This window comes from Bacillus cereus group sp. N6, assembly GCF_016483705.1.
Taxonomy (GTDB): Bacteria; Bacillota; Bacilli; order Bacillales; family Bacillaceae_G; genus Bacillus_A; species Bacillus_A wiedmannii.
The window spans coordinates 316,372-338,329 of record NZ_JAEHBI010000001.1 but is presented as its reverse complement, the minus strand read 5'-3'; the positions used below and the strand labels follow the sequence as shown (position 1 = coordinate 338,329).

The following is a 21,958-nucleotide window of genomic DNA, read 5'->3' as shown; positions in this document are numbered from 1 at the left end:
CATTATCAAATGAAACAGTACCGTCACACATTACAAGAAAGAGGTATCGTACAAAGTATGTCTCGTAAAGGCAACTGTTATGACAACGCAGTAATGGAGAATTTCTTTGGAATCATGAAGTCTGAATTTCTCTACATAAAACAGTTTGAAAGTGTAGAGAAATTCAAAATAGAATTAGAAAAATATATAGATTATTATAATACAAAACGGATAAAGGCAAAATTAAAGATGAGCCCGGTGCAATACCGGACTCACTTTTATCAAGCTGCCTAATGAAATAACCGTGTCTAACTTTTAGGGGTCACTTCACTACAACGGAAGTATTAGCTTTTTTATATTTTCTCTAAACGTAATGGTTAATATTTAGAATAGATATTCAGCCAATCTTTAAATTAGATATAGGCTTATTAATATGCTATATTCAATGGACCTATAGTGACTGTGGTGAAAAAAGCAGCGTTAAAATTAATAGGTCTTTCATATGATGCTAAACATGAGATAAGAATAAGGAGATAGAAATAAAATGGAATTCTGAGAATCAAGTTTTATTGAGAAGCAAACGATGTGGGGATTTGAACCTACTGAATCTGCAATTTTGACAAAAGACTTTTTTGTGGAAAACAATGTTAAAGACATCTTAGTTCCGGGTATTGGATACGGAAGAAACGCAAAGGTGTTTATCGAAAATAGTATAAATGTAACAGGTATTGAAATTTCAAAAACAGCCATCGATTTAGCAAGAGAAAACGGGCTAGAAGATGTTAGTATGTATCACGGTTCGGTAAACGAAATGCCTTTTGATAATAAACTATATGATGGGATATTTAGTTATGCACTTCTCCATTTGTTGAATGGGGAGGAGCGAGAGAAATTTATTAAAGATTGTTATAATCAGTTAAAACCAGGCGGGTATTTGGTTTTTACAACAGTTTCTAAAAAAGCGCCAATGTATGGAAAAGGAAAACAGTTGGATAAAGACTATTATGAGGTAATGGAAGGCGTAAAAATGTTCTTCTGTGATTCTGAATCTGTAAAACAAGATTTTAATAAATATGGACTAGTACAAGTTTCAGAAATTGACGAACCAAATAAGAACATGGTAAATAAACCTTCAATTAATTTCTTAATGATAAAATGTAAGAAAGAACTATAAATAAAAGTTATTAACAATTACTAAAGATGTATATATTGATTATGCACAAATAAAAAGGACAAGCATATAATAGAAATACCTATTAACTTTAAGTAACCTTAACTTTCTTTAATAGGGTATCTCAAAATCCCCAAAAAGAGCACTTGCGGAAACAAGTGCTTTTTTATTTTTTGTTTAATAAATATTAAAAGGTAAAAATCTCATACAATAAAAATGAATTAGAAGGAAAGGGTCACATCTTAATTATACGATTATTTCTGAACGACAAAAGTAATAGCATTTGTTTTTAATTGAATGTGTCTTTCGTTTCGGACTATATTATAAGCTAATTCTTTTATTTCAACTTTCATTTCTTGCCAGTCTTCATAAATATTTTTTAATAGATGTATCATTTTATCAGTAGGAAGATTAATTTCAATTAAAGCAACTAATTCTTCATTCGTATGTAAGTCAATTTCTTGTATGTTCGAGTTAATAATGAAACAATTGATACCACCAGCTTTTGTACCTTTTTTCATAGAATGGAGCACGTTTTTTAAATCTTCTTCTGATTTGACATGCTCTAAACTTGATACTGCAACGATATAATCATAAGTATCAGGTTGGATGTAGTAGTTTTCAATTGCTGCTTGTTCTGTTTTTATGACTTCAAATACATCATGTTCTTTGCTGTAAGTTTGTAATTTTGTTAAGGCGGAATCGAGTAAGTCCACACATGTAACAGTGCTGCTAGTATTTTGTATCTTTTGTGCAATTGGAATACTATTTCTTCCAACGCCAGAGCCGAGATCAAGTACTTGTAAGTTATTTTGTCCTTCAAAGTACTCCAGTAAGTCCATAACTGTTTTAACCGGTTTGTAAAGCCAAGAGCCAGTTTCAAATAGTTTATATTGTTCATAGCAAAGGTCATGATATTTTTTTTCTTCGTGTCTTATGTAATCGATACGGTTCATATAGTTTCAGCTCCAATATTTTCATTCCAACATGGCCCTTCAGCTAAACTTGCTTTAGCATCTAAAACTAATTCTATATTACTGATCAAGATGTTCACCTCGCTTTATAAGATATTTATATAATTCGATAAGAATAGAGGTAAACCTTTAGTTAGAAGATATTAAGACTTGTACTTTGGAAAACTGATTTTATCAAGTGATTAAAAAATGTATAAACATGGAGAGGAAAATGCATATGATGTTTTATGAAATTGTTTGTTTTTCTTGTAAAAATATATTCCGTGTTTACGAGGGAAGTGAAAAATATAAACGATTTAAAGAGAAATCAAAAGGGACATATTGTTGTGATGAATGTAGTCATAAAATTCAATTAGAAGCGATAAAGCATTTATTTAGATAGAATTTCAGTTCGGAAAAGTTTGACAATAAAAGTGTTATAAATTATCATATGAAAAACTAATATTTAAAATGGCATGGAAAAGAAGAGTAGTTGAGAAAGGATACATACAGAGAGCTCTGGTAGCTGAGAAAGAGCGGTATACATCTTAATGAAAAAAGACTTGGAGCTGCGCAAGGAACTAATTTGTTTAGGGATGGTGCGACGGGTTCTTCCGTTATAGAGATAGGGTATAAGCATATTTTGCCGTACCTGAAGAGGTTAATATGGCGACGTATTAACAAACTGAGGTGGTACCGCGAAGCTAATAACTCTCGTCCTCAAGATGAATAATCTTGGGGGTGGGAGTTTTTTTATTGCATAAAACTGAAAGTGTGAAAGTAAAAAATCAATTGAGGTGAGTAATATATGTATTGGGCGTATGAAGTAGCACATGAATTAATAAGAAAACATCCAAACAAAGAAACTTTTGTTTGCGCATCTGGAATAAGTCCATCTGGTTCTATTCATATCGGGAACTTTCGCGAAATAATAACGACTTATTTCGTTGTAAGAGCACTTCAAGATTTAGGCAAAAAGACTTGTTTTATATTTTCATGGGATGATTATGATAGGTTTAGAAAAGTCCCTAAAAATATTGATCCATCTTTTGCAAAATATATTGGTATGCCATACTGTGATATTCCAGATCCATCTGGTTGTCATAACTCCTATGCAGAGCATTTTGAAAAAGAGTTTGAGAAATCGCTTCAAGTATTTGGGGTTGAAGTGGAATTCATATATCAACATGCTGAATATAGAAGTGGAAGATATAACAAAAACATATTAGAGGCTTTATATAAAAGAAAAGAAATATATGATATTTTAATAAGTTTTAAAACAGGAGAGTGTAGTGAAGAAGAGCGAGAGAGCTTTTATCCAGTTACATTATATTGTGAGAAATGCGGGAAAGATGCAACAACGATTACACATTTTGATGAAGTATTAAAAACAGTACGATATAAATGTGAATGCGGAAATCAAACTGAATTATCGGTATTAAATACAAATAAAATGAAACTGAATTGGAAAATCGATTGGCCGATGAGATGGATGATAGAGGATGTTATTTTTGAACCGGGCGGAAGAGATCATTCTTCGGAAACGGGTAGTTATAATGTATCAAAGGAAATTGCAATGAAAATATTCAATCGTGAAGCTCCTCATTATGTTGCTTATGATTTCATTGGAATTAAAGGGAATCATGAAAAAATGTCAAGTTCTTCAGGGAATAGTATTACACCTAATGATTTGTTAAAAGTGTATTTACCAGAAGTGATTCTTTTTATGTTTGCTAAATATAGACCAAACGCAGCTTTTCATATCGGTCTTGATGAAGATGTGATTCGCAATTATACAGAATATGAACGATTGAAAGAAAGTTATGAGAATAAAACGCTCAAAAATGAAGATTTATTTGATGCAATTAAACTTTCTAGAGTTGATAGCAGAATTAAAGAATATCCGAAATTTAATCAAGTAGCAGGAACGTTACCGCTATTAAATTTTGATTCATCTATTTTACAAGGTATATTAGAAAAAATAGATAGGAATTATGCATTAGAGGATATGATAGCGATAAGCAAACGTGCAGAGTATTGGGTTAGAAACTTTCAAACTGAAAAATTAATTGCTGTAAATCAAGAGAGAAATATAGAGTTTTACAACACATTAGATGAAAAGCAGAAAGAGTGGCTAGTAGAAGCTTGCACCATACTTCGTTCTAACAAAGATTACTCTAACTTAATGGAGCAATTGTATTCGATTTGTCATCATGAAAATAAAAAAATAATGAAAGAAAATCAAAAACAATTATTTATTATTATATATAAGCTCATTATGAATCAATCCAGTGGCCCTCGAATACCATTATTAATACATGTAGTAGGCATCGAAAAGTTTATCACATTATTAGATTTCTAAAAAATAAAGGGAACGCAAGTACTCAGCTAAGTACTTGCGTTTCAAATTTTGCTACCGTGAATACATTTTCGGACATTCATCACCACTAGGTTCATAAAAACAATGGCTTTTAAACTGTCCTACAAACGGCTGGTTATACCATTCAGGCGGACAAGCACCAACTGGACGGAAATACCAAAGAGCCCATCGTGCTGGCCAACGCCATTCACCTTGTAAAACTTTTCTAGCGATATCCTTTTCTGATTCGCGAGCACGCTGATAAAAATATCCGTATTGCACTGCTTCAAATCCGCCAGGGCTTTGATATACTGCATCACGTACAGTACAGTTCGAAGTTGTTTAAAATCTAAGCAATCACAAAATACACGATTTACTACTACGCAACCAACAAGTTGTTCACCTTGTCGACCTTCTCCTTCAGCTTCAGCACGAATTAAACGAGCTAGTAAATCAACATCGCTTTCGTTATATGGAATAAGGGGCATAGTGCTACCACCTTTCTTTACCTGTTATAGTAAAGAGTGTATGTATGAAAATAAGCTAGGTGCTTTTCTATATGTAAATTTATTAATTTTTCAAAGGAGCTTTTGTGAAAAAAGCTAATTAGTAATTGTAGACTAATATAAAAGGGGAGAGATAAAATGTATCGAATTCATAAAGACCATATTATTTACGCAATGTCACCAGAAAACAAACAATGTATGGAAGTAGAAATTGGGAGTCGTCTTGTATTTGAAACATATGATTGCTTTGAAAATCAAATTGATTCTGAAGATGTTGCGTTTCAAGAATTAGATTGGGACCGAATTAACCCAGCGACTGGACCTGTATATATCATTGGTGCAGAACCTGGTGATATATTAGCCGTAACGATTGAAAAAATTAAAATTGCAGAGCAAGGCGTTTTAACTACAGGTGCAAATCTTGGTGTAATGGGTGAAGAGCTAAATGAAAATACAGTGAAAATTGTCCCGATACATAATGAACATGTTTTATTTTCAAATGAACTGCAAATCCCGATTAATCGAATGATTGGTGTAATTGGTACTGCGTCGAAAGAAGAGAGCATTTCATGTGGCACACCGCATGATCACGGCGGGAATATGGATTGTAAAGAAATAAAAGAAGGGACAACATTATTATTACCTGTAAATGTTCCTGGTGCTCTATTAGCATTAGGCGATTTACACGCAGCGATGGGTGATGGTGAAATTGGTGTTAGTGGAGTAGAGGTTGCTGGTGAGGTGACGGTAACTGTTCAGATTATAAAAGGAAAGAAATGGCCACTACCAATGGCGATCCAAAAAGAAAAACTTATGACGATTGCTTCAGAGAAATTGTTAGATGATGCAGCGAATCGCGCTGTACGTAATATGGTGACATTTTTACATGAAGAATTAGAAATGTCTAAAGCTGATGCAACACTTTTATTATCAGCTGCAGGCGATTTAAGAGTTTGCCAAGTTGTAGATCCACTGAAAACAGCACGAATGGAACTAGGTATGGACTATGTGGAGAAGCTGGGTTTTAATTTGAGTAAATTTCATATTAAATAAGAATAATAGAAGAAGGATGCTGTTGTATAAAAGTATTCTTTTTTAATTTACGGATTTAATAAAAAAAGGTAGTATTTATTTTATATTATTGTAAATAAGATTGTGGATCGAAAAAGGAGTTAACAAATGGTTAAAATTATGATTGTAGAAGACGATATGAAAATTGCAGAACTATTATCAACACATGTTGCGAAATACGGGTATGAAGGAATTATTGTATCGGATTTTCAAAATGTATTAGACATTTTTTTAGAAGAACAACCAGAGTTAGTTTTATTAGATATTAATTTACCGAGTTTTGATGGGTACTATTGGTGTCGTCAAATTCGTGGAGTTTCTACATGTCCGATACTATTTATTTCAGCCCGTGAAGGCACGATGGATCAAGTTATGGCACTAGAAAACGGTGGTGATGATTTCATTTCAAAGCCATTCCATTACGAAGTGGTAATGGCTAAAATTCGTAGTTATTTAAGACGTGCTTATGGAGATTATGCACCGAAAGTAGAAGAACGGATGGTTGAGCAACAAGGTCTTTGTTTATATCCTGAAAGGCTTGTATTGAAATTGCGTAATCAAGAGATTGATATAACGAGAAACGAAGCCATTTTATTAGAAATGTTAATGAAAAATTATCCGCGTGTTGTGGGTAGAGAAGTGTTGTTAAATAAATTATGGGATAGCGAATCTTATGTTGATGATAATACTTTAAGCGTAAATACAACTCGTGTGCGTAAAAAGTTAAAAACATTACAGATTGAAGATGCAATTGAAACGATTCGTAGTGTCGGTTATAGATTGCATATAACTTGGGATAACGGTATAGAGAAATGATAAAATTATTTATTCGTGATCATATACCACTTATTTGTTTTACAGTAATCCAGCTACTAGCCATATTTCTTGTATATTGGTTTGATGGGCATAACCATATTGCAACGGCATTATATGCAATGTTTTTAGGTGTCTTTTTTATGGTAGGCTATTTAGTATTTCGTTACTTTACTCATCGTACGTTCTATGAACGATTAGCAAATCCGTTGCATTCTTTGGATGATTCTGTTCAAAAATCAGATTTTGCAGTTTTATCTACTGCGCTTCAGGACTTACTTGAGGTGCAATATCGACATTATCAAAATCAGCTGCAAATACAAGAGAGAAAAAATAATGATCATTTAACCTTTATGAACCAGTGGATACATCAAATGAAAACACCTTTATCTGTAATAGAATTAATTACACAAGATGAAGTCGATCCACGGTTTGAAAGTATTAATGAGGAAACAGATAGGCTGAAAAAGGGATTAGAGATGGCTCTGTATGTCGCACGTTTAGAGGCATTTACACAAGATTTTCATGTGGAAAAAGTACAGCTACATAAAATAGTGAATGATTCCGTGCATGAACATAAACGCTTCTTTATCCGAAATTTTGTATATCCAGAGCTTAAAATTGATAAGGACATTATTGTAGAAAGTGATGCAAAATGGTTACAATTTTTAATTGGACAAATACTATCGAACGCGATCAAATATTCATCTGGTAGTCGAGAGAAGATTAAAGTAAATGCTTGTAAGGAAGGTAATAACGTTATACTTGAAATTGTCGATAGTGGTGTGGGGATGCCGAAGCAAGATTTACCTAGAGTATTTAAACCTTTCTTTACAGGGGAAAATGGCAGAGATTTTAAAGAATCAACTGGAATGGGGCTATATCTTGTATATGAAATTACGAAACAATTAGGACATAGTGTAGAAATCCATTCAGAAGTTGGTAAAGGTACCGTTGTACGAATTATATTTTTTAATGTGTAAATAAGTGATCTAGGCTAAAGAACTGTGGAGATAAGTTTTTTAGCCTTATTTTATCCCGCTTTAATGGGCAGTAAAACCCCCTACCTCAAAATTCAGCGAAAGCAAAGAAGTTAGGTGGGGGTCGGGCTGCCCATAAAAGTCCGATTGGTTCAACTAATAATCAGTGGGGGATGAAGAAAACCCCTATTGATTAAGGTTTCACTTTATAGCGATTATATGAAATGGTAAAAGGTCATCTTAGTATGTATAATGACACGCTAATAAATACGATTGTTAAATTAGAAGTATTTAATAAAAAGCTGATAAATAGTTTTTGTAAGAAAAAAGCCACCCCTTTGAAAGAGATAGCTTCATGAATCCATCCTATGAATAAGTGTATCAACACTAATAAGTATAATGTTCGAATTCTTGATATGTTTTGTGGATTATAATAGAATTAGTCTTTTGTTTTTTCATGATACAGTATTGTAATTAAGTAAACAAACTTAATAATTTATATCCAATTAATCCTAAAATAATGATAGGAACCATCATTAAGAAAGAAGAAATTCGATTAGCATTAGAGCGTTCTAATACAAGAATCAAGATAATGCCGACTATCACTTCGGTATATCCAACAGGTAACATGTGACTATATTCTTCAAAATTTAAAAGAATATGAAGTCCATCCGTTACAAAAACTCCACTAATAAGCGCGCTTCCGAATTTATGAAGTGGATTTGTAGTATCTTTCCATAGAAAACCTGCAATTCCAAAGATAGTTCCTCCTATAAATGCACATACAATCCATACAGATATAAAATAAATAGAGTGAGCTACATTTTTAATAACTATTGCATAACCATAGTAGCCTAATATCATGCCGAGTAGCGCAAGGATGCCAGAAAGTATAGCTGTACGTTTAGAATAACTCAAGCTAGCCACGAAAAAGGATGGAACTAACCAAACGCTTCCTAGGTTAACTAATGAATTCCAATTTCCTGGAAGTATACCTTGCCCCAATTTAGTTAGTATACCAACAATTACTCCTACTATAATCGGGATGAGAACGATCCTTAAAATAATATTTGATTTTGTAATTTTTAATGTTTTGTCCATAAATTCAATCCTTATATTAATATTTTCTGTAAACATATAATATCTTATTATAGGAGAGTAATCAATAAAAATTTATCGAAAAACAATAAGATATTATTGGATAACGAATAACATATAATTAATCATAAATTTATATAAAAATTATATAAGAGGGGGTACTTAGGGTTTTACTTTTTGGGGAAATATAAAGCAAGTAGTACAATAAATGCTGTTTGTTCAAAATGAATTTAAGAAATGATAAATAGCCCTTGAAGAAAGCAAACTTTATAATAGCACATATAATTGCATTTACTCATACAGTACTATCATGGTACAATATGGTTACTAACGACGGAAAGGAATGATGGGTGGACGATGATTAACTAATCTTATTTTTAAATGTTGAAATTCAATAAATTTCAATTTCTAAAAAATAGGATTAGTCTGCCCAATTTCCATACAACGGTATTGCTATTTATGTTGTGTAATAGCTTATTTGGGTATAAATATTTTAACGACTAATCCTGCCAAATTTATTTGGGAGGATTTTTTTATTCTCCCTTAATGAAAGGGATCGGTATTATGAAAGAACTATTAAAATTAAATGATGTTTATGTTGAAATAAAGGAAAATACTTTGTTAGAGAAAATGAATGTGACAGTAAAACAAGGGGATGTTATCGGATTAATTGGTAAAAACGGGGCTGGTAAATCAACATTACTTCAATTAATAAATGGGAAGATTGAACCGTCAAAAGGTACTGTTGAATGGCTTCAAATGAATATGACAACTGCATATGTTGAACAAGAAAAAGAATCTTTCGTTAGCAAGGATATGATTGCAAAAGAAGCAGAACTACTTGCGAAATGGGGCGTGCCAACGAATGATTTCCTTACTTTAAGTGGTGGTGAAAAGCTAAAAGTTCGATTAGCAAAAGGGTTTGCCCAAAATCCTAATGTCTTAATATTAGACGAACCGACAAATCATCTAGATGAGATGAGTACGGAATTTCTTATTAAACAAATAAAAAATATGAAAGGTACAGTTATCGTCGTATCACATGATCGATATTTTTTAGATGTTGTTGCGACTAGAATATGGTCAATTGAGGATAAGAAATTAATTGATCATAGCGGGAATTATACGAGTTATATGAAAGCACGTGAGCATAAAAGAATGACGCAACAGCGTGAATATGAAAAACAACAAAAGAAAATAGAACAAATAGAAACTCATATAAAAGAATTAAGTTCATGGTCACAAAAGGCACATGCCCAGTCTACAAAACAAGAAGGAGTTAAAGAATTTTATCGTGTAAAGGCGAAGCGAATGGACGCGCAAGTTAAATCGAAACGAAAGCGTCTTGAAAAAGAGCTGGAGAAAACGAAAGTAGAACGTGTGAAAGAGGATTATTCAGTTGAATTTTCTATTCAAGCGAGTAAAAAAGTAGGAAAACGTTTCTTAGAAGTAAAACAATTGCGGAAAGAATTTAATAGACGAACATTATTTGAAAACGTTAATTTTACAATTCAGCACGGTGAGAAGATTGCGATTATTGGACCAAACGGTAGCGGGAAAACAACATTACTGAAGATGATTATGGGAACGGAAACTGTTGAAGGAGAAGTATGGATTTCACCTGCAGCAAACATCGGTTATTTAACACAAGAAGTATTTGATTTACCACTTGATAAAACACCAGAAGATTTATTTTATAAAGAGACATTTGAAGAAAGAGGAAAAGTCCAAAATTTAATGAAACATTTAGGATTTGAATCTTCCCAATGGAAAGAGCCGATTGAATATATGAGTATGGGGGAACGAGTAAAATGTAAGCTCATGGCTTATATTTTAGATGAAAAAGATGTACTTATTTTAGATGAACCGACGAATCACCTTGATCTACCTTCGCGTGAACAGCTTGAAAATACATTAGCTGAGTATAATGGAACACTCGTTATCGTTTCTCACGATCGATATTTTCTGGAGAAAACAACTAATACAAAACTCGTGTTTTTAAACAATACGATACAAAAACAGCTAGAAGAACCTACGAAAACAAGGGATGAAATTGAAGAGCTACGTTTAACGTTAGAAACAGAAAGACAAGAAGTATTAGGAAAATTAAGCTTTTTAACTTCTAAAGACAAAGAATATAAAGAACTAGATGAACGGTTTATGGAACTTACGAAGCAGATTAAGGCGCTTTAACGTAAGGAAGGGGGATTAAGATGGGAGAAGAGAGTTTGACTAAGTTATTTAGAATAGATTGTGGTGATATATACCTACAAGAGTTTACGGTCAAAGATGCAGAGAGTATTTATAAAATAGCAAATCAACCAGAAATAGAAAAGTTTTTACCAGACTGGAAATCAACGAAAGAACAAAGAGTTAATTGGGTTACAAATGATGAAATACCAGAAAACAAAGCGTTTCTTCATGCTGCTAGAACTAGGAATAACATAGATGATCACATATTAAGACTAGGAATATTTAAGAAAACCACAAATGAATTTATTGGATGGTGCTGCACAGGCATGAAAGATGAACTCCCTGCACCGAACAGAGAAATTATGTATGCTGTTTCAAGTGAATATCATAATAATGGATATGCAACGAAAGCAACTAAAGGACTGATTGATTATTTGTTTAAAAATACAAATGTGGATGTCCTTAACGCAATTGCATTAATAAACAACGCACCATCAAATAAGGTCATTGAAAAATGTAGATTTACTTATTTGGGTCAACAGATGATAGAAAATCAAATTTATAATCATTATGTATTGAGTAAATCCGAATGGATAAAAAATAGCGCTCTTTAAAAGGAGCGAAAATGTAATGAAATCATTAAAAAGCTTAGAGCTAAAGTTCTAAGCTTTTTTGCATTGTGTGCTTTTCACCGAAAACAGATGTATTAAGTTGTACATGCAAGAACCATTTTATAAACAACATATTTGAAAAGGGATTTGGAATATTTTGTCGAAAGTGTTTATTTGTGAAAACACTAAATTTTCACTCTAATAATTCTGTAAATGAATTACCTTAAGCTTTAATAAAAGCATAAAGGGAACAAGGAGTTTGTATCTAAAATTAACGGTTAAGTGTTAGTGGATTACATTTTTAAAAAGTATGAAATAGTTTAAACAAGGGAGGAGAAAGCTTATTATACTTTGGTTTCGTGACTTACCACAAATAAGTATGGATTTGTCAGAATGGACTCCTTTTATACAAAATGATTGGCACCGAAAATATTATATGAAGTTTGTATATGTACTTCAAATCATTATTTTTCTAATACCGTATTATTTTGGAGCAAGTTTCACTCATATTAATATATTTTATCTTATCATTTTAGGTATTTTAGTCTTCATCATTCATGAATATCTACACGTTATTGTTATAAATAAAATGGGGGATATTAGCTTAACTTGCAGCGGAATATTTTTTTGGTTAAATACAAATGCAATTCTATCCAAAACGCGTTTTTGGATCTTTATGAGTTTACCTATTATTGTACTATCGGTCATTCCTGGCATTATATCATCTTTTGTATCAGGCAATTTTAAGTCAATCTTATTATTTGTATGTTGGATAAACGCAATAATTTCTGCTTCAGACATATACAATTCTTTGTTAATTGCGATCAAACCGAAGCAATCAATTTTTTGTAGAGGGTATTATAAAGTGAAAAAGAATTAAAATGGTGACGCAAAAACATTTCAATTAAAAGCGTTAGTTAAAAATATAATTTTGGGAAGGAAAAGACCGATAAAGCAATCGGTCTTTTCTCATTTTTATAATAAAGATTTGATATACAATTGTATTTTCTACCACTATACAATTATTATAAGATAGTTATGCGTTAATTTTAATTTGAAAATAATTTTATTGTCAGTTTTTTTAGAAATCTTACAAGCGTGTAAGATAAATGAAAGATGAATCAATATGAGCATTAAGACAATTCATTTACACTCTATTGTGAGAAGTGCAAATGAAGGGAGAAGAGAAATGGAAATTTTACATGCGAAAAATATTAGTAAAGTATATAAAGGGAAAATACCTTTTAAAGCATTAGTAGATATTGATTTATCAATTCAAGAAGGTGAATTTATAGGGATCATGGGGCCATCAGGTAGCGGGAAAACAACGTTATTAAATATGGTATCTACTATCGATTCTCCAACATCAGGAGAAATAGTAATAAACGGTACAAACCCTTTCCAGTTATCATCAGAAGATTTAGCTTTATTCCGTAGGAAACAATTAGGATTTGTTTTCCAATCATTTAATTTACTTAGCACGCTTACAGTGAAGGAAAATATCGTATTGCCAATGACATTAGATGGCGTTTCTGTGCAAGAAATGAACAAATGCGTACAAGAAATCGCAGAGAAATTAAATATTACAGATATATTGAATAAAAGAACGTTTGAAATATCAGGAGGCCAAGCTCAAAGAACAGCAATTGCTCGTGCAATTGTTCATAAGCCGCAATTATTACTTGCAGATGAACCAACAGGGAATTTAGATTCTAAATCTTCAAATGATGTAATGGAGATGTTAGATACTCTAAATAAGGAAGAAAAAGCTACGATGATGTTAGTGACTCATGATCCGTATGCAGCGAGTTTTTGCAGCCGAGTAATTTTTATTAAAGATGGTCAACTATATAACGAAATTTATCGTGGTGAAAGCAGGCAAGCATTTTATCAAAAGATTATGGATGTCCTTTCTTTGTTAGGAGGGAAAAGGCATGACTTTTCGTCAATTCGCATTTAATAATATTTTTCGTAATAAGCGTACATATGCTGCCCATTTTTTAAGTAGTGCATTTTCTATAATGATTTTCTTTACGTATGCTCTTTTATTATTCCATCCTGATTTACAGGGGGAGTTGAAATCGACAAGTAAAACAATAAGTACATTTGGTACATTAGGATTTGAAGTTTCTCAAGGTTTGATTTTTGTCTTTTCATTCTTCTTCATTTTATATTCAGTGAGTTCGTTTTTAAAAACGCGTAAGAAAGAATTTGGCATTTTAATGATGCAAGGCATGTCAATGAGACAGCTTAAGAAGTTATTGTTAATTGAAAATATGTTAATTGGACTTGGTTCGATTTGTATTGGGATTCTTATCGGCCTCGTATTTTCTAAACTAGTTTTATTAATAAGTGCCAGTGTATTAATGATTAGTAACGGCTTACCTTTTTATATGCCAGTGAAGGCGGTATTATTAACTGGCATCACGTTTCTATTCTTATTTTTAATTGTTTCGCTAGTTACTTTTAAAATGATAAAAGTAACAGAACTTGTGGAACTTATTCAAGCAGGGGAAAAGCCAAAGCCTGAACCGAAATCGTCAATTTTATTATCAATTTTTTCTTTATTTAGTATAGGATATGGCTATATTTTAGTATTTCGCTTTATCCCAAGTTATAGTTTTATTACGCTCGGAATGGGTGTTCTCCTAGTAATTATAGGAACGTACTTTTTATATACACAGTGTAGCGTTTATATATTGCATCTTGTGAAAAGGAGTGAATCTTTCTTTTTAAAGAGAACCAATATATTAACATTTTCAGAATTAATATACCGTATGAAAGATAATGCAACAATGTTTTTTATAGTATCTATTATTTCAGCAGTTGCTTTTACAGCAATTGGCACGACAGCAGCTCTTGGAAACAAAGATTTGGTAAGGATGACAAACCCGTATACATTTCTGTATACAGCTCCTGATAAAAATAAAATAACGGATAAACATCTCTCGATTATAAAAAAACATCTTGCTGATTCTAATATTCCATATCGAATGGCTTCCACTTCAGATATTTATACAGAAAGTAATGTAAATGTAATGAAGTTAAGTGAATATAACGAACTTGCGAGAGCACTCGGGTACCAACAAGAAACGATTGAAAAAGAAGATGAAATGTTATTAATCCCTGGAGTCGTATCACAAAAACAAGAGTTTAAAAATGGTGATTATAAAAAGAATATTGAAGTCATTCAAGGCGATTGGACAAAGACATTTTATGTGAAAAAAACTGTAGATAATTTAGTTTTGCCACACGATATGGAAGGGATTAATATTGCGATTCAAGATCATGTGTATGATGAAATTCCGCTTAATAGTAATCTAGATTTTGAAAATATTATTCAATATCGAACTTATGGATTTGTTGTAGATGATTGGATAAAAACGAAAGAGATTTCAAACCAATTAAGTGACATATTCGATCAAGATCCTAGAGACATACATTTTGAATTTAGAGCACTAACTATAGAGTTGTTAAGTGCAAAACAAACGAATGGGTTATTACTTATGGCAAGTGTTTTAGTTGGAATCGTCTTCTTTACTTTCGCTGCTAGTTTTATTTATTTCCGGTTATATACTGATTTGGACCGCGATCAGCAGCAATATAAGATGATTTCGAAAATGGGATTAAGTAAACGAGAGTTAAAAAAAGTTGTAACAAGACAATTAGTATTAATGTTCTTCTTACCGATTATAGTTGCAGTGATTCATACTGTGGTCGCTTATATGGCATTACAACAATTAGTCGATTTTTCTATTATGAATAGCTCTATCATAATTTTAATTTCATTTATATGTATACAAGTTTTATATTTCTTTATAACTCGTTGGCGTTACTTACAAAAGCTTTATAAAACTATGGAACAGTAGAGAATATCAGCAAGTAAGATTGCAGAAAAGCATGTAAAAAAACAATTTGAGTTATGAAAGGAACTGTGATGAAAAAACCACTCTCTATTTTCATATTAAGTATATTAATTTTAATAAGTTTAAGTGCATGCTCTAAAAATGAAAACAGATTTCCAGCTAACGGCGTATTAATCATTGGAGATGAGAATCATACTTCAACAATTATGAATCGTTATAAGGAAAATACGAAAGAACATGAAGTTTTTTCGGTGAAAACAGGTAGATTTGACCAAAAAAGGGTTTTGATATTAAATGAATCTACTGCAAAAGCGATGATTAAAGCAAAAATTTTTCGTAAAAGAGATCATTCATCCCATTCTAAACCTTTAGATACGTTACCGAGTTTTCCAAAAGAAAGTTCACTATTATTTATAAATGAAGAAGAAAAGAATATAAAAAGTATTGAAATAGAAGGTAAAGCGATACCAGTTACATATGAAAGTGATGCTTGGCTTGGTAATAATCGAAACTATGGAACACTATGGTATGTAATTGTGGCGAAAAATAATGTGTATAAAGAAATAAAAGTAAATGAAACAAAAATACAACTTCTTCATCTGAAAAAATATTTAGGTGACGAAAAACCTAAAATGTCGACAGATAATACATTGACTAATGAATATGTAAAAGTAAGAAAGTTAATTAAAGATTTTGAGGAAGAAGTATCAGTTCAATTTGTCACGATTGGAGAAAAATCATAAAAAAGAGTTCAAGGTTGATAGGAATTTTATCAGCCCTGAACTCTTTTTAATTTTAGACCATTTAGATAACATAGTTTACATTACTTCATTTAATCGCGTCTCGCTCGGTTCTTCGATCGCATTTGAATTTTGAACTGAATTATTTTGAGATTCTTTTTCCTTACGAGACCTTTGTAGCATTTCAAGTATGATCCATAAAGGAACACCTTTATCTTTTAACATCTTCCATAAATCTAATTCGTTAAATTTATGCTCAGGTTGTTTCATTTCTTTTTCAGATGAACGAATATCAAATTTGATGGGATCATTTGATTTTTTATCTTCAAGTTTAGTAGAAGAGATAGTATTATGCTCAAGATTAGATGGAGTTATTTTAGTAGGTTGAGATAACGTATGAATATTGAATCCGATTTGCATGCCTTTTCCTCCTCCTTAAGTAATAAAATTAGTTTTCTTATAATTATTAAAGCTATTTAACATGAGGAAACTAAATCTAATTATAAATTCAAATAATAAGATTTACAAGTTATATTGTAAAAAGTAATTCCTCACTTGAATTAATATTTATCAACATTTGTGTATGTTTTCTCTATATACAATGTATATAAAATACTTTACATTATGTTTAAGTTAAGAACTCATTTTTAATAGAAAAATGTAAACGTTTTATTAGAAGGAGGAAGCATGGGGAAATTATTTTTAAAAATATGTTTATTCGCAATAGGGACTGTGTTTTTATTCGCAGCAAAAATAACTTACGCTGAAGAGAAACAACAAAATAATTATCCTATCATATTGGTGAATGGATTTGCTGGGTGGGGTAGAGAGGAAATGTTAGGGGTTAAATATTGGGGTGGTGTTCATGATATACAAGAAGATTTAAAAAGAAGTGGCTATACAGTACATACTGCTGCTGTTGGACCTGTTTCTAGTAACTGGGATCGTGCATGTGAATTATATGCGCAAATTAATGGAGGTACAGTAGACTACGGTGGCGCACATGCTGAGAAACATGGACATAATCGTTTTGGTAGAACTTATAGTGGTTTTGCACCGAATTGGAGTGAAACAAATAAAGTTCATTTAGTTGGGCATAGCATGGGCGGACAAACGATTAGAACATTAGTACAGCTATTAAAAGAAGGTAGTTTTGAAGAAAAAAATCATGTGAAAAATCATCCGAACACGAATATATCACCACTATTTGAGGGCAAGAAATCATATGTTCATAGTGTGACAACATTAGCAACTCCTCACAATGGCACGACACTTGCGGATGGTAGTCTTCTACTACCGTTCGTTAAAGATTTACTCATTACAGCTGCAAGTTTTGGAGGGAATAATAATTTATCGTTATATGATTTTAAATTGGATCAATGGGGGTTAAAAAAGAATGCTGGAGAGTCCCCTTTCCATTATACTGATCGTATTTTAAATAGTTCAATTTGGAAAAATACAAAAGACATTAGTCAATGGGATTTAAGTACAGATGGTGCAAAGGAGCTTAATAATTGGGTAAAGACGCAATCAGATGTGTATTACTTATCATATAGTGGTCATGCATCACAAGCGGCACTTATAACAGGTTTACATCTACCTCATATAACGATGAATAAGGTGTTAATGGGTAATGCGTTTTTCTTAGGTTTCTATGCAAGATATGAAGAAAATCGACCAGTAATTGATACTTCTTGGTGGCAAAATGACGGTGTAGTAAATACAAATTCTATGGTCGCGCCCTCATCTAATGCTATTGTAAATAGTAATGAGCCTTTACAGATTGGGAAATGGAATCATATCGAAACAAAAGCAAATTGGGACCATCTCGATATGGTAGGACTTAGTGTTTCAGATACGTTAGGTTTTTCTAGCATTCAAGAGTTTTATAGAACAATTGCAGAAAAGTTATTAGGATTACCGAAATAGGTAATAATAAAGCGCTCTCGATGGAATTCGAGGGCGCTTTATATTATATTGAAAGAGGGATATGGTAGAAAAATATGGGGGGATATTATGAAAGTTCAAGTTGTATTATCAGGATATGGGACAGTAGGAAGAGAGTTTATAAAATTATTAAATGAAAAATATTTATATATAAATGAATCATATGGAATAGACTTAGTGGTAAGCGCTGTATTAGGTAGAAATGTTGCAATACATAATGAGGATGGATTATCTATTCATCACTTATTAATGTATGGTGGCGGTAGCGCTGCAATTGAAGAATACATTGAACATCATCCAGAGGAACGAGCAACAACTAGCATAAGTGGAACTGTATTAGTAGAATCAACAGTTACAAACCTTAAAGATGGAAATCCAGGAAAACAATATATAAAACAAGCGATTGAGAAACATATGGATATTGTAGCAATTTCAAAAGGCGCACTCGTTACAAACTGGAGAGAAATAAATGAAGCAGCAAAAATCGCAAATGTACGAATTCGATATAGTGGTGCAACTGCGGCGGCATTACCGACACTTGATATTGGTCAATTTAGTTTAGCTGGTTGCCATATTGAAAAAATAGAAGGAATATTAAACGGGACTACAAATTATATCCTTTCGAAAATGAATGAGGAAGATATTACGTTTGAAGAAGCACTGAAAGAAGCGCAAAGTAAAGGAATTGCTGAAACGAACCCAATATTAGATGTAAGTGGTTCTGATAGTGCGTGTAAATTGTTACTTTTGGCAAACAGTTTAATGGGAACAGAAAATACGCTTACTGATATACATATAAAGGGTATTGAACATGTTACAAAACAACAAATTCGAAATGCTAAAGAGCAAAATAAATATATTAAATTAATAGCTTCAGCATATAAGGATAAGGATGGTAAAGTGGCTCTTCATGTGGAACCGTACGAAATAGATAAAGATCATCCACTAGCAAAAGTAAATGGAACAGAAAAAGGAATTACGTTCTTTACAGATACGATGGGGCAAGTTACTACAATTGGTGGTGCTTCCAATCCACGTGGAGCCGCAGCAGCAGCTTTAAAAGATGTAATTAACTTATACCGCAAAGATTTATCCCTTAGTAATAGGCAGTAAAATGCCTGTTACTAAGGGATAATAATCAGTGGGTGATAATCAGCCCCATTGATTAAAGTTCCACTTTATAAGACCGTACCGCCCTTTATAAAAAATACATATGTAGTGGACCTTTTGAGAATGAAATAAATATGCAAAAATGATTGCAGGGGGTAAGGAATTGTTTAAAGATTTTAAAGTTGTGAAAGATCGTCCCGTTTATATTCAATTGAAAGATTATTTGAAAAAGATGATTATGAAAGGTCATTTGCTCGGGGATCAAAAAGTCCCTTCAACTAGGGAACTAAGTGAATTACTAAGTGTGAGCAGAAATACTGTACTCGCTGCTTATGCGGATTTAGAGCAAGAAGGACTCATTTATGCAGTTAAAGGGAAAGGGAATTTTGTAGCGAAGGTTGATATATCGAACACTTCGTCTGTTGAAATAGATTGGAAACATAAACTTAATACAGTTACCTTATTAGCGGATGAATTAGATTTAATGAAACATGGTGTTCGCTGGGAAAAAGGAATGATTGTTTTTAATAGCATTGCTCCGGACGAAAAGCTATTTGATGTGGAAAATTTCAAAAGAGCTTTTCTTACTCGTATGTCCATTGAAGGGGATGTCGTATTAAACTACGGATACGCAAAAGGTTATAGACCTTTAATGAATTATCTACTTCATTATATGGAAATGAAAGGTGTAGATATTTCGAACAAAGATATTTTAATTACAAATGGATTTACAGAAGGATTAGACATCGTGCTATCCTCGTTATCGAAGAAATCAGGGCGGGTTATTTGTGAGAATCCAACTCACCATGCTGCATTGAAGCTTTTCCGTTTACATGGACTTGAAGTTCACGGAATTAATATGAATGAAGATGGCATCGATACGAACGAAGTAGAAAAAAGTTTGCGTGAAAAAGAGTTTGATTTCGCATATTTAATTCCTTCCTATCATAATCCAACCGGTATTGTTACGAGTTCGGAGAAAAGAACGGAACTGATGAGATTATTCTCCAAATATAAGGTTCCTATTATAGAAGATGGATTTAATGAAGAACTACGTTATTCAGGTTCACACTTAGCACCATTATTAACTTTTGCTGGCGCTGGTAATAATGTAATTTATATTAGTAGCTTTTCAAAGGTACTTTTCCCTGGTTTACGTGTAGGCTGGATCATCGCCGATAAAGAACTGATTCATCATTTAGAAAGTGTAAAAAGAGCAAGAACGATTCACACATCTACGTTAGATCAAGCTGTTCTATTTCAATATTTACATGAAGGATATTTTGAAAAATATTTAAAAAAGGCAAGATCAGTTTATAAGAAGAAATATGAATTAGCTGTTGGGGCGTGCAACGAGTACATTCCGTTTCAAAGAATGACCGGTGATGGTGGACTTCATTTATTTATAGAGTTAGAAGAAAAAATTCATGCCCGCACACTTTTACAAAAGTGTTATGAGCAAGGGGTTACATTTTCTCCTGGAGATGTTTTTTATTCTGATGGAGGAGGAGCGACTACTTTTCGATTAGGATTTTCACGTCTGAAAGAAGAAGAAATAGTTCGTGGAATCAAAATAATCGGTGATACAATAAAAAATGAAATTTGGAGTTGAGGAAATGAGAATTGGCGTTATTATGGGTGGAGTATCCTCTGAAAAACAAGTATCAATTATGACTGGAAATGAAATGATTGCAAATTTAGATAAAAATAAATATGAAATCGTACCAATTACGTTAAATGAAAAAATGGATTTAATCGAAAAAGCGAAAGACATTGATTTTGCGCTGCTTGCATTACACGGAAAATATGGAGAAGATGGGACGGTTCAAGGCACGCTTGAAAGTTTAGGTATTCCTTATAGCGGGAGCAATATGTTATCTAGCGGTATATGTATGGACAAAAATATTTCGAAAAAGATTTTACGCTATGAAGGTATAGAAACACCCGATTGGATTGAACTTACAAAAATGGCGGATCTAAATCTTGATGAATTAGATAAGTTAGGATTTCCGTTAGTGGTAAAACCAAACTCTGGTGGATCAAGTGTTGGGGTAAAGATTGTATATGATAAAGATGAATTAATTTCAATGCTGGAAACTGTGTTTGAATGGGATTCTGAAGTAGTAATAGAGAAGTATATAAAAGGTGATGAGATTACATGTTCAATTTTTGATGGAAAACAGTTACCTATTATTTCAATCCGACATGCAGCTGAGTTCTTTGATTACAATGCAAAATATGATGATGTTAGTACAATTGAAGAAGTTATCGAACTTCCAGGAAAATTGAAGGAACGTGTGAACAAAGCGTCACTGGCTTGTTATAAAGCATTGAAATGCAGCGTTTATGCAAGGGTGGATATGATGGTAAAGGACGGAATTCCATATGTAATGGAGGTTAATACATTACCAGGGATGACACAAGCAAGTTTACTACCGAAAAGTGCAGGTGCAGCTGGTATTTATTATAGTAAACTATTAGATATGATTATTGAAACTTCATTAAAAGTAAGAAAAGAAGAAGGGTTTTAAGTAGCAGTATCATGAATGCTTTTGACAGTA

At 32.4% G+C, this 21,958-nt stretch carries 20 protein-coding genes, 1 pseudogene and 1 other annotated feature; of the genes and pseudogenes, 17 read left to right on the top strand and 4 right to left on the bottom strand.

Annotated features, from left to right (window positions below; genetic code table 11):
• Together JDS99_RS01805 and JDS99_RS01800 are read left to right on the top strand one after the other, a co-directional pair.
• The coding region (locus JDS99_RS01805; RefSeq protein ID WP_199694356.1) for an IS3 family transposase at positions 1-273 on the top strand (273 nt) is incomplete at its 5' end.
• 289 nt (positions 274-562) lie between these two features.
• Complete coding sequence (locus JDS99_RS01800; RefSeq protein ID WP_242475598.1) at positions 563-1,153, top strand: class I SAM-dependent methyltransferase; 591 nt, start codon at positions 563-565, stop codon at positions 1,151-1,153.
• A gap of 251 nt (positions 1,154-1,404) precedes the next feature.
• Here the strand turns inward: JDS99_RS01800 and JDS99_RS01795 are convergent, their stop codons facing one another.
• Positions 1,405-2,106: a class I SAM-dependent methyltransferase gene (locus tag JDS99_RS01795; RefSeq protein WP_199694354.1), complete on the bottom strand. Its 702-nt coding sequence runs from the start codon at positions 2,104-2,106 to the stop codon at positions 1,405-1,407.
• A gap of 229 nt (positions 2,107-2,335) precedes the next feature.
• Between JDS99_RS01795 and JDS99_RS01790 the strand changes: the two genes are divergently transcribed.
• Together JDS99_RS01790 and lysS are read left to right on the top strand one after the other, a co-directional pair.
• On the top strand, positions 2,336-2,506 hold the full coding sequence (locus tag JDS99_RS01790; RefSeq protein ID WP_120450223.1) for a DUF2197 domain-containing protein: 171 nt from the start codon (positions 2,336-2,338) through the stop codon (positions 2,504-2,506).
• A gap of 65 nt (positions 2,507-2,571) precedes the next feature.
• Positions 2,572-2,828 (top strand) — a binding site (T-box leader).
• A gap of 83 nt (positions 2,829-2,911) precedes the next feature.
• Complete coding sequence (gene lysS, locus JDS99_RS01785) at positions 2,912-4,465, top strand: lysine--tRNA ligase (protein ID WP_199694352.1); 1,554 nt, start codon at positions 2,912-2,914, stop codon at positions 4,463-4,465.
• A 51-nt stretch (positions 4,466-4,516) separates the two neighbouring features.
• Here the strand turns inward: lysS and JDS99_RS01780 are convergent.
• Positions 4,517-4,950: pseudogene (locus JDS99_RS01780) on the bottom strand (cell wall hydrolase).
• 156 nt (positions 4,951-5,106) lie between these two features.
• Here JDS99_RS01780 and JDS99_RS01775 point away from each other — a divergent pair.
• The 3 genes from JDS99_RS01775 to JDS99_RS01765 all read left to right on the top strand — a co-directional run bounded on the left by JDS99_RS01775 (position 5,107) and on the right by JDS99_RS01765 (position 7,835).
• Positions 5,107-6,021, top strand: coding sequence for an acetamidase/formamidase family protein (locus JDS99_RS01775; protein WP_199694351.1), 915 nt, complete (start codon positions 5,107-5,109; stop codon positions 6,019-6,021).
• A 126-nt stretch (positions 6,022-6,147) separates the two neighbouring features.
• Positions 6,148-6,855 (top strand): response regulator transcription factor, encoded by a 708-nt coding sequence (locus JDS99_RS01770; RefSeq protein ID WP_199694349.1) that lies wholly within the window; start codon positions 6,148-6,150, stop codon positions 6,853-6,855.
• Positions 6,852-7,835: a sensor histidine kinase gene (locus JDS99_RS01765; protein ID WP_199694347.1), complete on the top strand. Its 984-nt coding sequence runs from the start codon at positions 6,852-6,854 to the stop codon at positions 7,833-7,835. The genes JDS99_RS01770 and JDS99_RS01765 overlap by 4 nt, the downstream gene beginning before the upstream one ends.
• A gap of 471 nt (positions 7,836-8,306) precedes the next feature.
• On the opposite strand, the gene JDS99_RS01760 is transcribed toward JDS99_RS01765, so the two are convergent.
• Positions 8,307-8,933: a DUF6518 family protein gene (locus JDS99_RS01760; RefSeq protein WP_199694346.1), complete on the bottom strand. Its 627-nt coding sequence runs from the start codon at positions 8,931-8,933 to the stop codon at positions 8,307-8,309.
• Positions 8,934-9,494: 561 nt separating this feature from the next.
• Here JDS99_RS01760 and abc-f point away from each other — a divergent pair.
• The 6 genes from abc-f (at position 9,495) to JDS99_RS01730 (ending at position 16,343) form a co-directional block, all read left to right on the top strand.
• Positions 9,495-11,123: a ribosomal protection-like ABC-F family protein gene (abc-f, locus tag JDS99_RS01755; RefSeq protein WP_199694345.1), complete on the top strand. Its 1,629-nt coding sequence runs from the start codon at positions 9,495-9,497 to the stop codon at positions 11,121-11,123.
• Positions 11,124-11,143: 20 nt separating this feature from the next.
• Positions 11,144-11,737: a GNAT family N-acetyltransferase gene (locus JDS99_RS01750; protein WP_098857016.1), complete on the top strand. Its 594-nt coding sequence runs from the start codon at positions 11,144-11,146 to the stop codon at positions 11,735-11,737.
• 376 nt (positions 11,738-12,113) lie between these two features.
• Positions 12,114-12,614, top strand: coding sequence for a DUF3267 domain-containing protein (locus JDS99_RS01745; RefSeq protein ID WP_088063560.1), 501 nt, complete (start codon positions 12,114-12,116; stop codon positions 12,612-12,614).
• A 309-nt stretch (positions 12,615-12,923) separates the two neighbouring features.
• Positions 12,924-13,694: an ABC transporter ATP-binding protein gene (locus JDS99_RS01740; RefSeq protein WP_199694370.1), complete on the top strand. Its 771-nt coding sequence runs from the start codon at positions 12,924-12,926 to the stop codon at positions 13,692-13,694.
• The gene (locus JDS99_RS01735) at positions 13,669-15,603 is read left to right on the top strand and encodes an ABC transporter permease (RefSeq protein ID WP_199694344.1); all 1,935 of its coding nucleotides are present in this window, start codon (positions 13,669-13,671) and stop codon (positions 15,601-15,603) included. The genes JDS99_RS01740 and JDS99_RS01735 overlap by 26 nt, the downstream gene beginning before the upstream one ends.
• A gap of 68 nt (positions 15,604-15,671) precedes the next feature.
• A complete protein-coding gene (locus tag JDS99_RS01730; protein WP_199694343.1) occupies positions 15,672-16,343 on the top strand; it encodes a lipoprotein BA_5634 family protein in 672 nt (223 codons plus the stop codon).
• A gap of 75 nt (positions 16,344-16,418) precedes the next feature.
• Here the strand turns inward: JDS99_RS01730 and JDS99_RS01725 are convergent, their stop codons facing one another.
• Positions 16,419-16,760: a DUF3914 domain-containing protein gene (locus JDS99_RS01725; RefSeq protein WP_088122208.1), complete on the bottom strand. Its 342-nt coding sequence runs from the start codon at positions 16,758-16,760 to the stop codon at positions 16,419-16,421.
• Between the two features lie 267 nt (positions 16,761-17,027).
• On the opposite strand from JDS99_RS01725, the gene JDS99_RS01720 reads away from it, so the two are divergent.
• The 4 genes from JDS99_RS01720 (at position 17,028) to ddlB (ending at position 21,928) form a co-directional block, all read left to right on the top strand.
• Positions 17,028-18,269 carry an esterase/lipase family protein gene (locus JDS99_RS01720; protein ID WP_199694342.1) on the top strand — a complete coding sequence of 414 codons (1,242 nt, stop codon included), beginning with the start codon at positions 17,028-17,030 and terminating at the stop codon, positions 18,267-18,269.
• A gap of 87 nt (positions 18,270-18,356) precedes the next feature.
• Positions 18,357-19,400, top strand: coding sequence for a homoserine dehydrogenase (locus tag JDS99_RS01715; protein WP_075307104.1), 1,044 nt, complete (start codon positions 18,357-18,359; stop codon positions 19,398-19,400).
• Positions 19,401-19,560: 160 nt separating this feature from the next.
• Positions 19,561-21,009, top strand: coding sequence for a MocR-like pyridoxine biosynthesis transcription factor PdxR (gene pdxR, locus JDS99_RS01710; RefSeq protein ID WP_199694341.1), 1,449 nt, complete (start codon positions 19,561-19,563; stop codon positions 21,007-21,009).
• 4 nt (positions 21,010-21,013) lie between these two features.
• Positions 21,014-21,928, top strand: coding sequence for a D-alanine--D-alanine ligase (gene ddlB / locus JDS99_RS01705; RefSeq protein WP_199694339.1), 915 nt, complete (start codon positions 21,014-21,016; stop codon positions 21,926-21,928).
• Positions 21,929-21,958 lie beyond the last annotated feature (30 nt).

Bases quoted from the DNA above. Each gene is read 5' to 3' on its own strand.
- JDS99_RS01730 (WP_199694343.1), top strand. From the start codon at position 15,672: ATGAAAAAACCACTCTCTATTTTCATATTAAGTATATTAATTTTAATA.
- JDS99_RS01745 (WP_088063560.1), top strand. From the start codon at position 12,114: ATGGATTTGTCAGAATGGACTCCTTTTATACAAAATGATTGGCACCGA.
- ddlB (WP_199694339.1), top strand. From the start codon at position 21,014: ATGAGAATTGGCGTTATTATGGGTGGAGTATCCTCTGAAAAACAAGTA.
- JDS99_RS01790 (WP_120450223.1), top strand. From the start codon at position 2,336: ATGCATATGATGTTTTATGAAATTGTTTGTTTTTCTTGTAAAAATATA.
- JDS99_RS01770 (WP_199694349.1), top strand. From the start codon at position 6,148: ATGGTTAAAATTATGATTGTAGAAGACGATATGAAAATTGCAGAACTA.
- JDS99_RS01725 (WP_088122208.1), bottom strand. From the start codon at position 16,760: ATGCAAATCGGATTCAATATTCATACGTTATCTCAACCTACTAAAATA.
- JDS99_RS01740 (WP_199694370.1), top strand. From the start codon at position 12,924: ATGGAAATTTTACATGCGAAAAATATTAGTAAAGTATATAAAGGGAAA.
- JDS99_RS01795 (WP_199694354.1), bottom strand. From the start codon at position 2,106: ATGAACCGTATCGATTACATAAGACACGAAGAAAAAAAATATCATGAC.
- JDS99_RS01775 (WP_199694351.1), top strand. From the start codon at position 5,107: ATGTATCGAATTCATAAAGACCATATTATTTACGCAATGTCACCAGAA.
- JDS99_RS01765 (WP_199694347.1), top strand. From the start codon at position 6,852: ATGATAAAATTATTTATTCGTGATCATATACCACTTATTTGTTTTACA.
- JDS99_RS01715 (WP_075307104.1), top strand. From the start codon at position 18,357: ATGAAAGTTCAAGTTGTATTATCAGGATATGGGACAGTAGGAAGAGAG.
- JDS99_RS01720 (WP_199694342.1), top strand. From the start codon at position 17,028: ATGGGGAAATTATTTTTAAAAATATGTTTATTCGCAATAGGGACTGTG.
- lysS (WP_199694352.1), top strand. From the start codon at position 2,912: ATGTATTGGGCGTATGAAGTAGCACATGAATTAATAAGAAAACATCCA.
- JDS99_RS01750 (WP_098857016.1), top strand. From the start codon at position 11,144: ATGGGAGAAGAGAGTTTGACTAAGTTATTTAGAATAGATTGTGGTGAT.
- JDS99_RS01800 (WP_242475598.1), top strand. From the start codon at position 563: ATGTGGGGATTTGAACCTACTGAATCTGCAATTTTGACAAAAGACTTT.
- JDS99_RS01735 (WP_199694344.1), top strand. From the start codon at position 13,669: ATGACTTTTCGTCAATTCGCATTTAATAATATTTTTCGTAATAAGCGT.
- JDS99_RS01760 (WP_199694346.1), bottom strand. From the start codon at position 8,933: ATGGACAAAACATTAAAAATTACAAAATCAAATATTATTTTAAGGATC.
- abc-f (WP_199694345.1), top strand. From the start codon at position 9,495: ATGAAAGAACTATTAAAATTAAATGATGTTTATGTTGAAATAAAGGAA.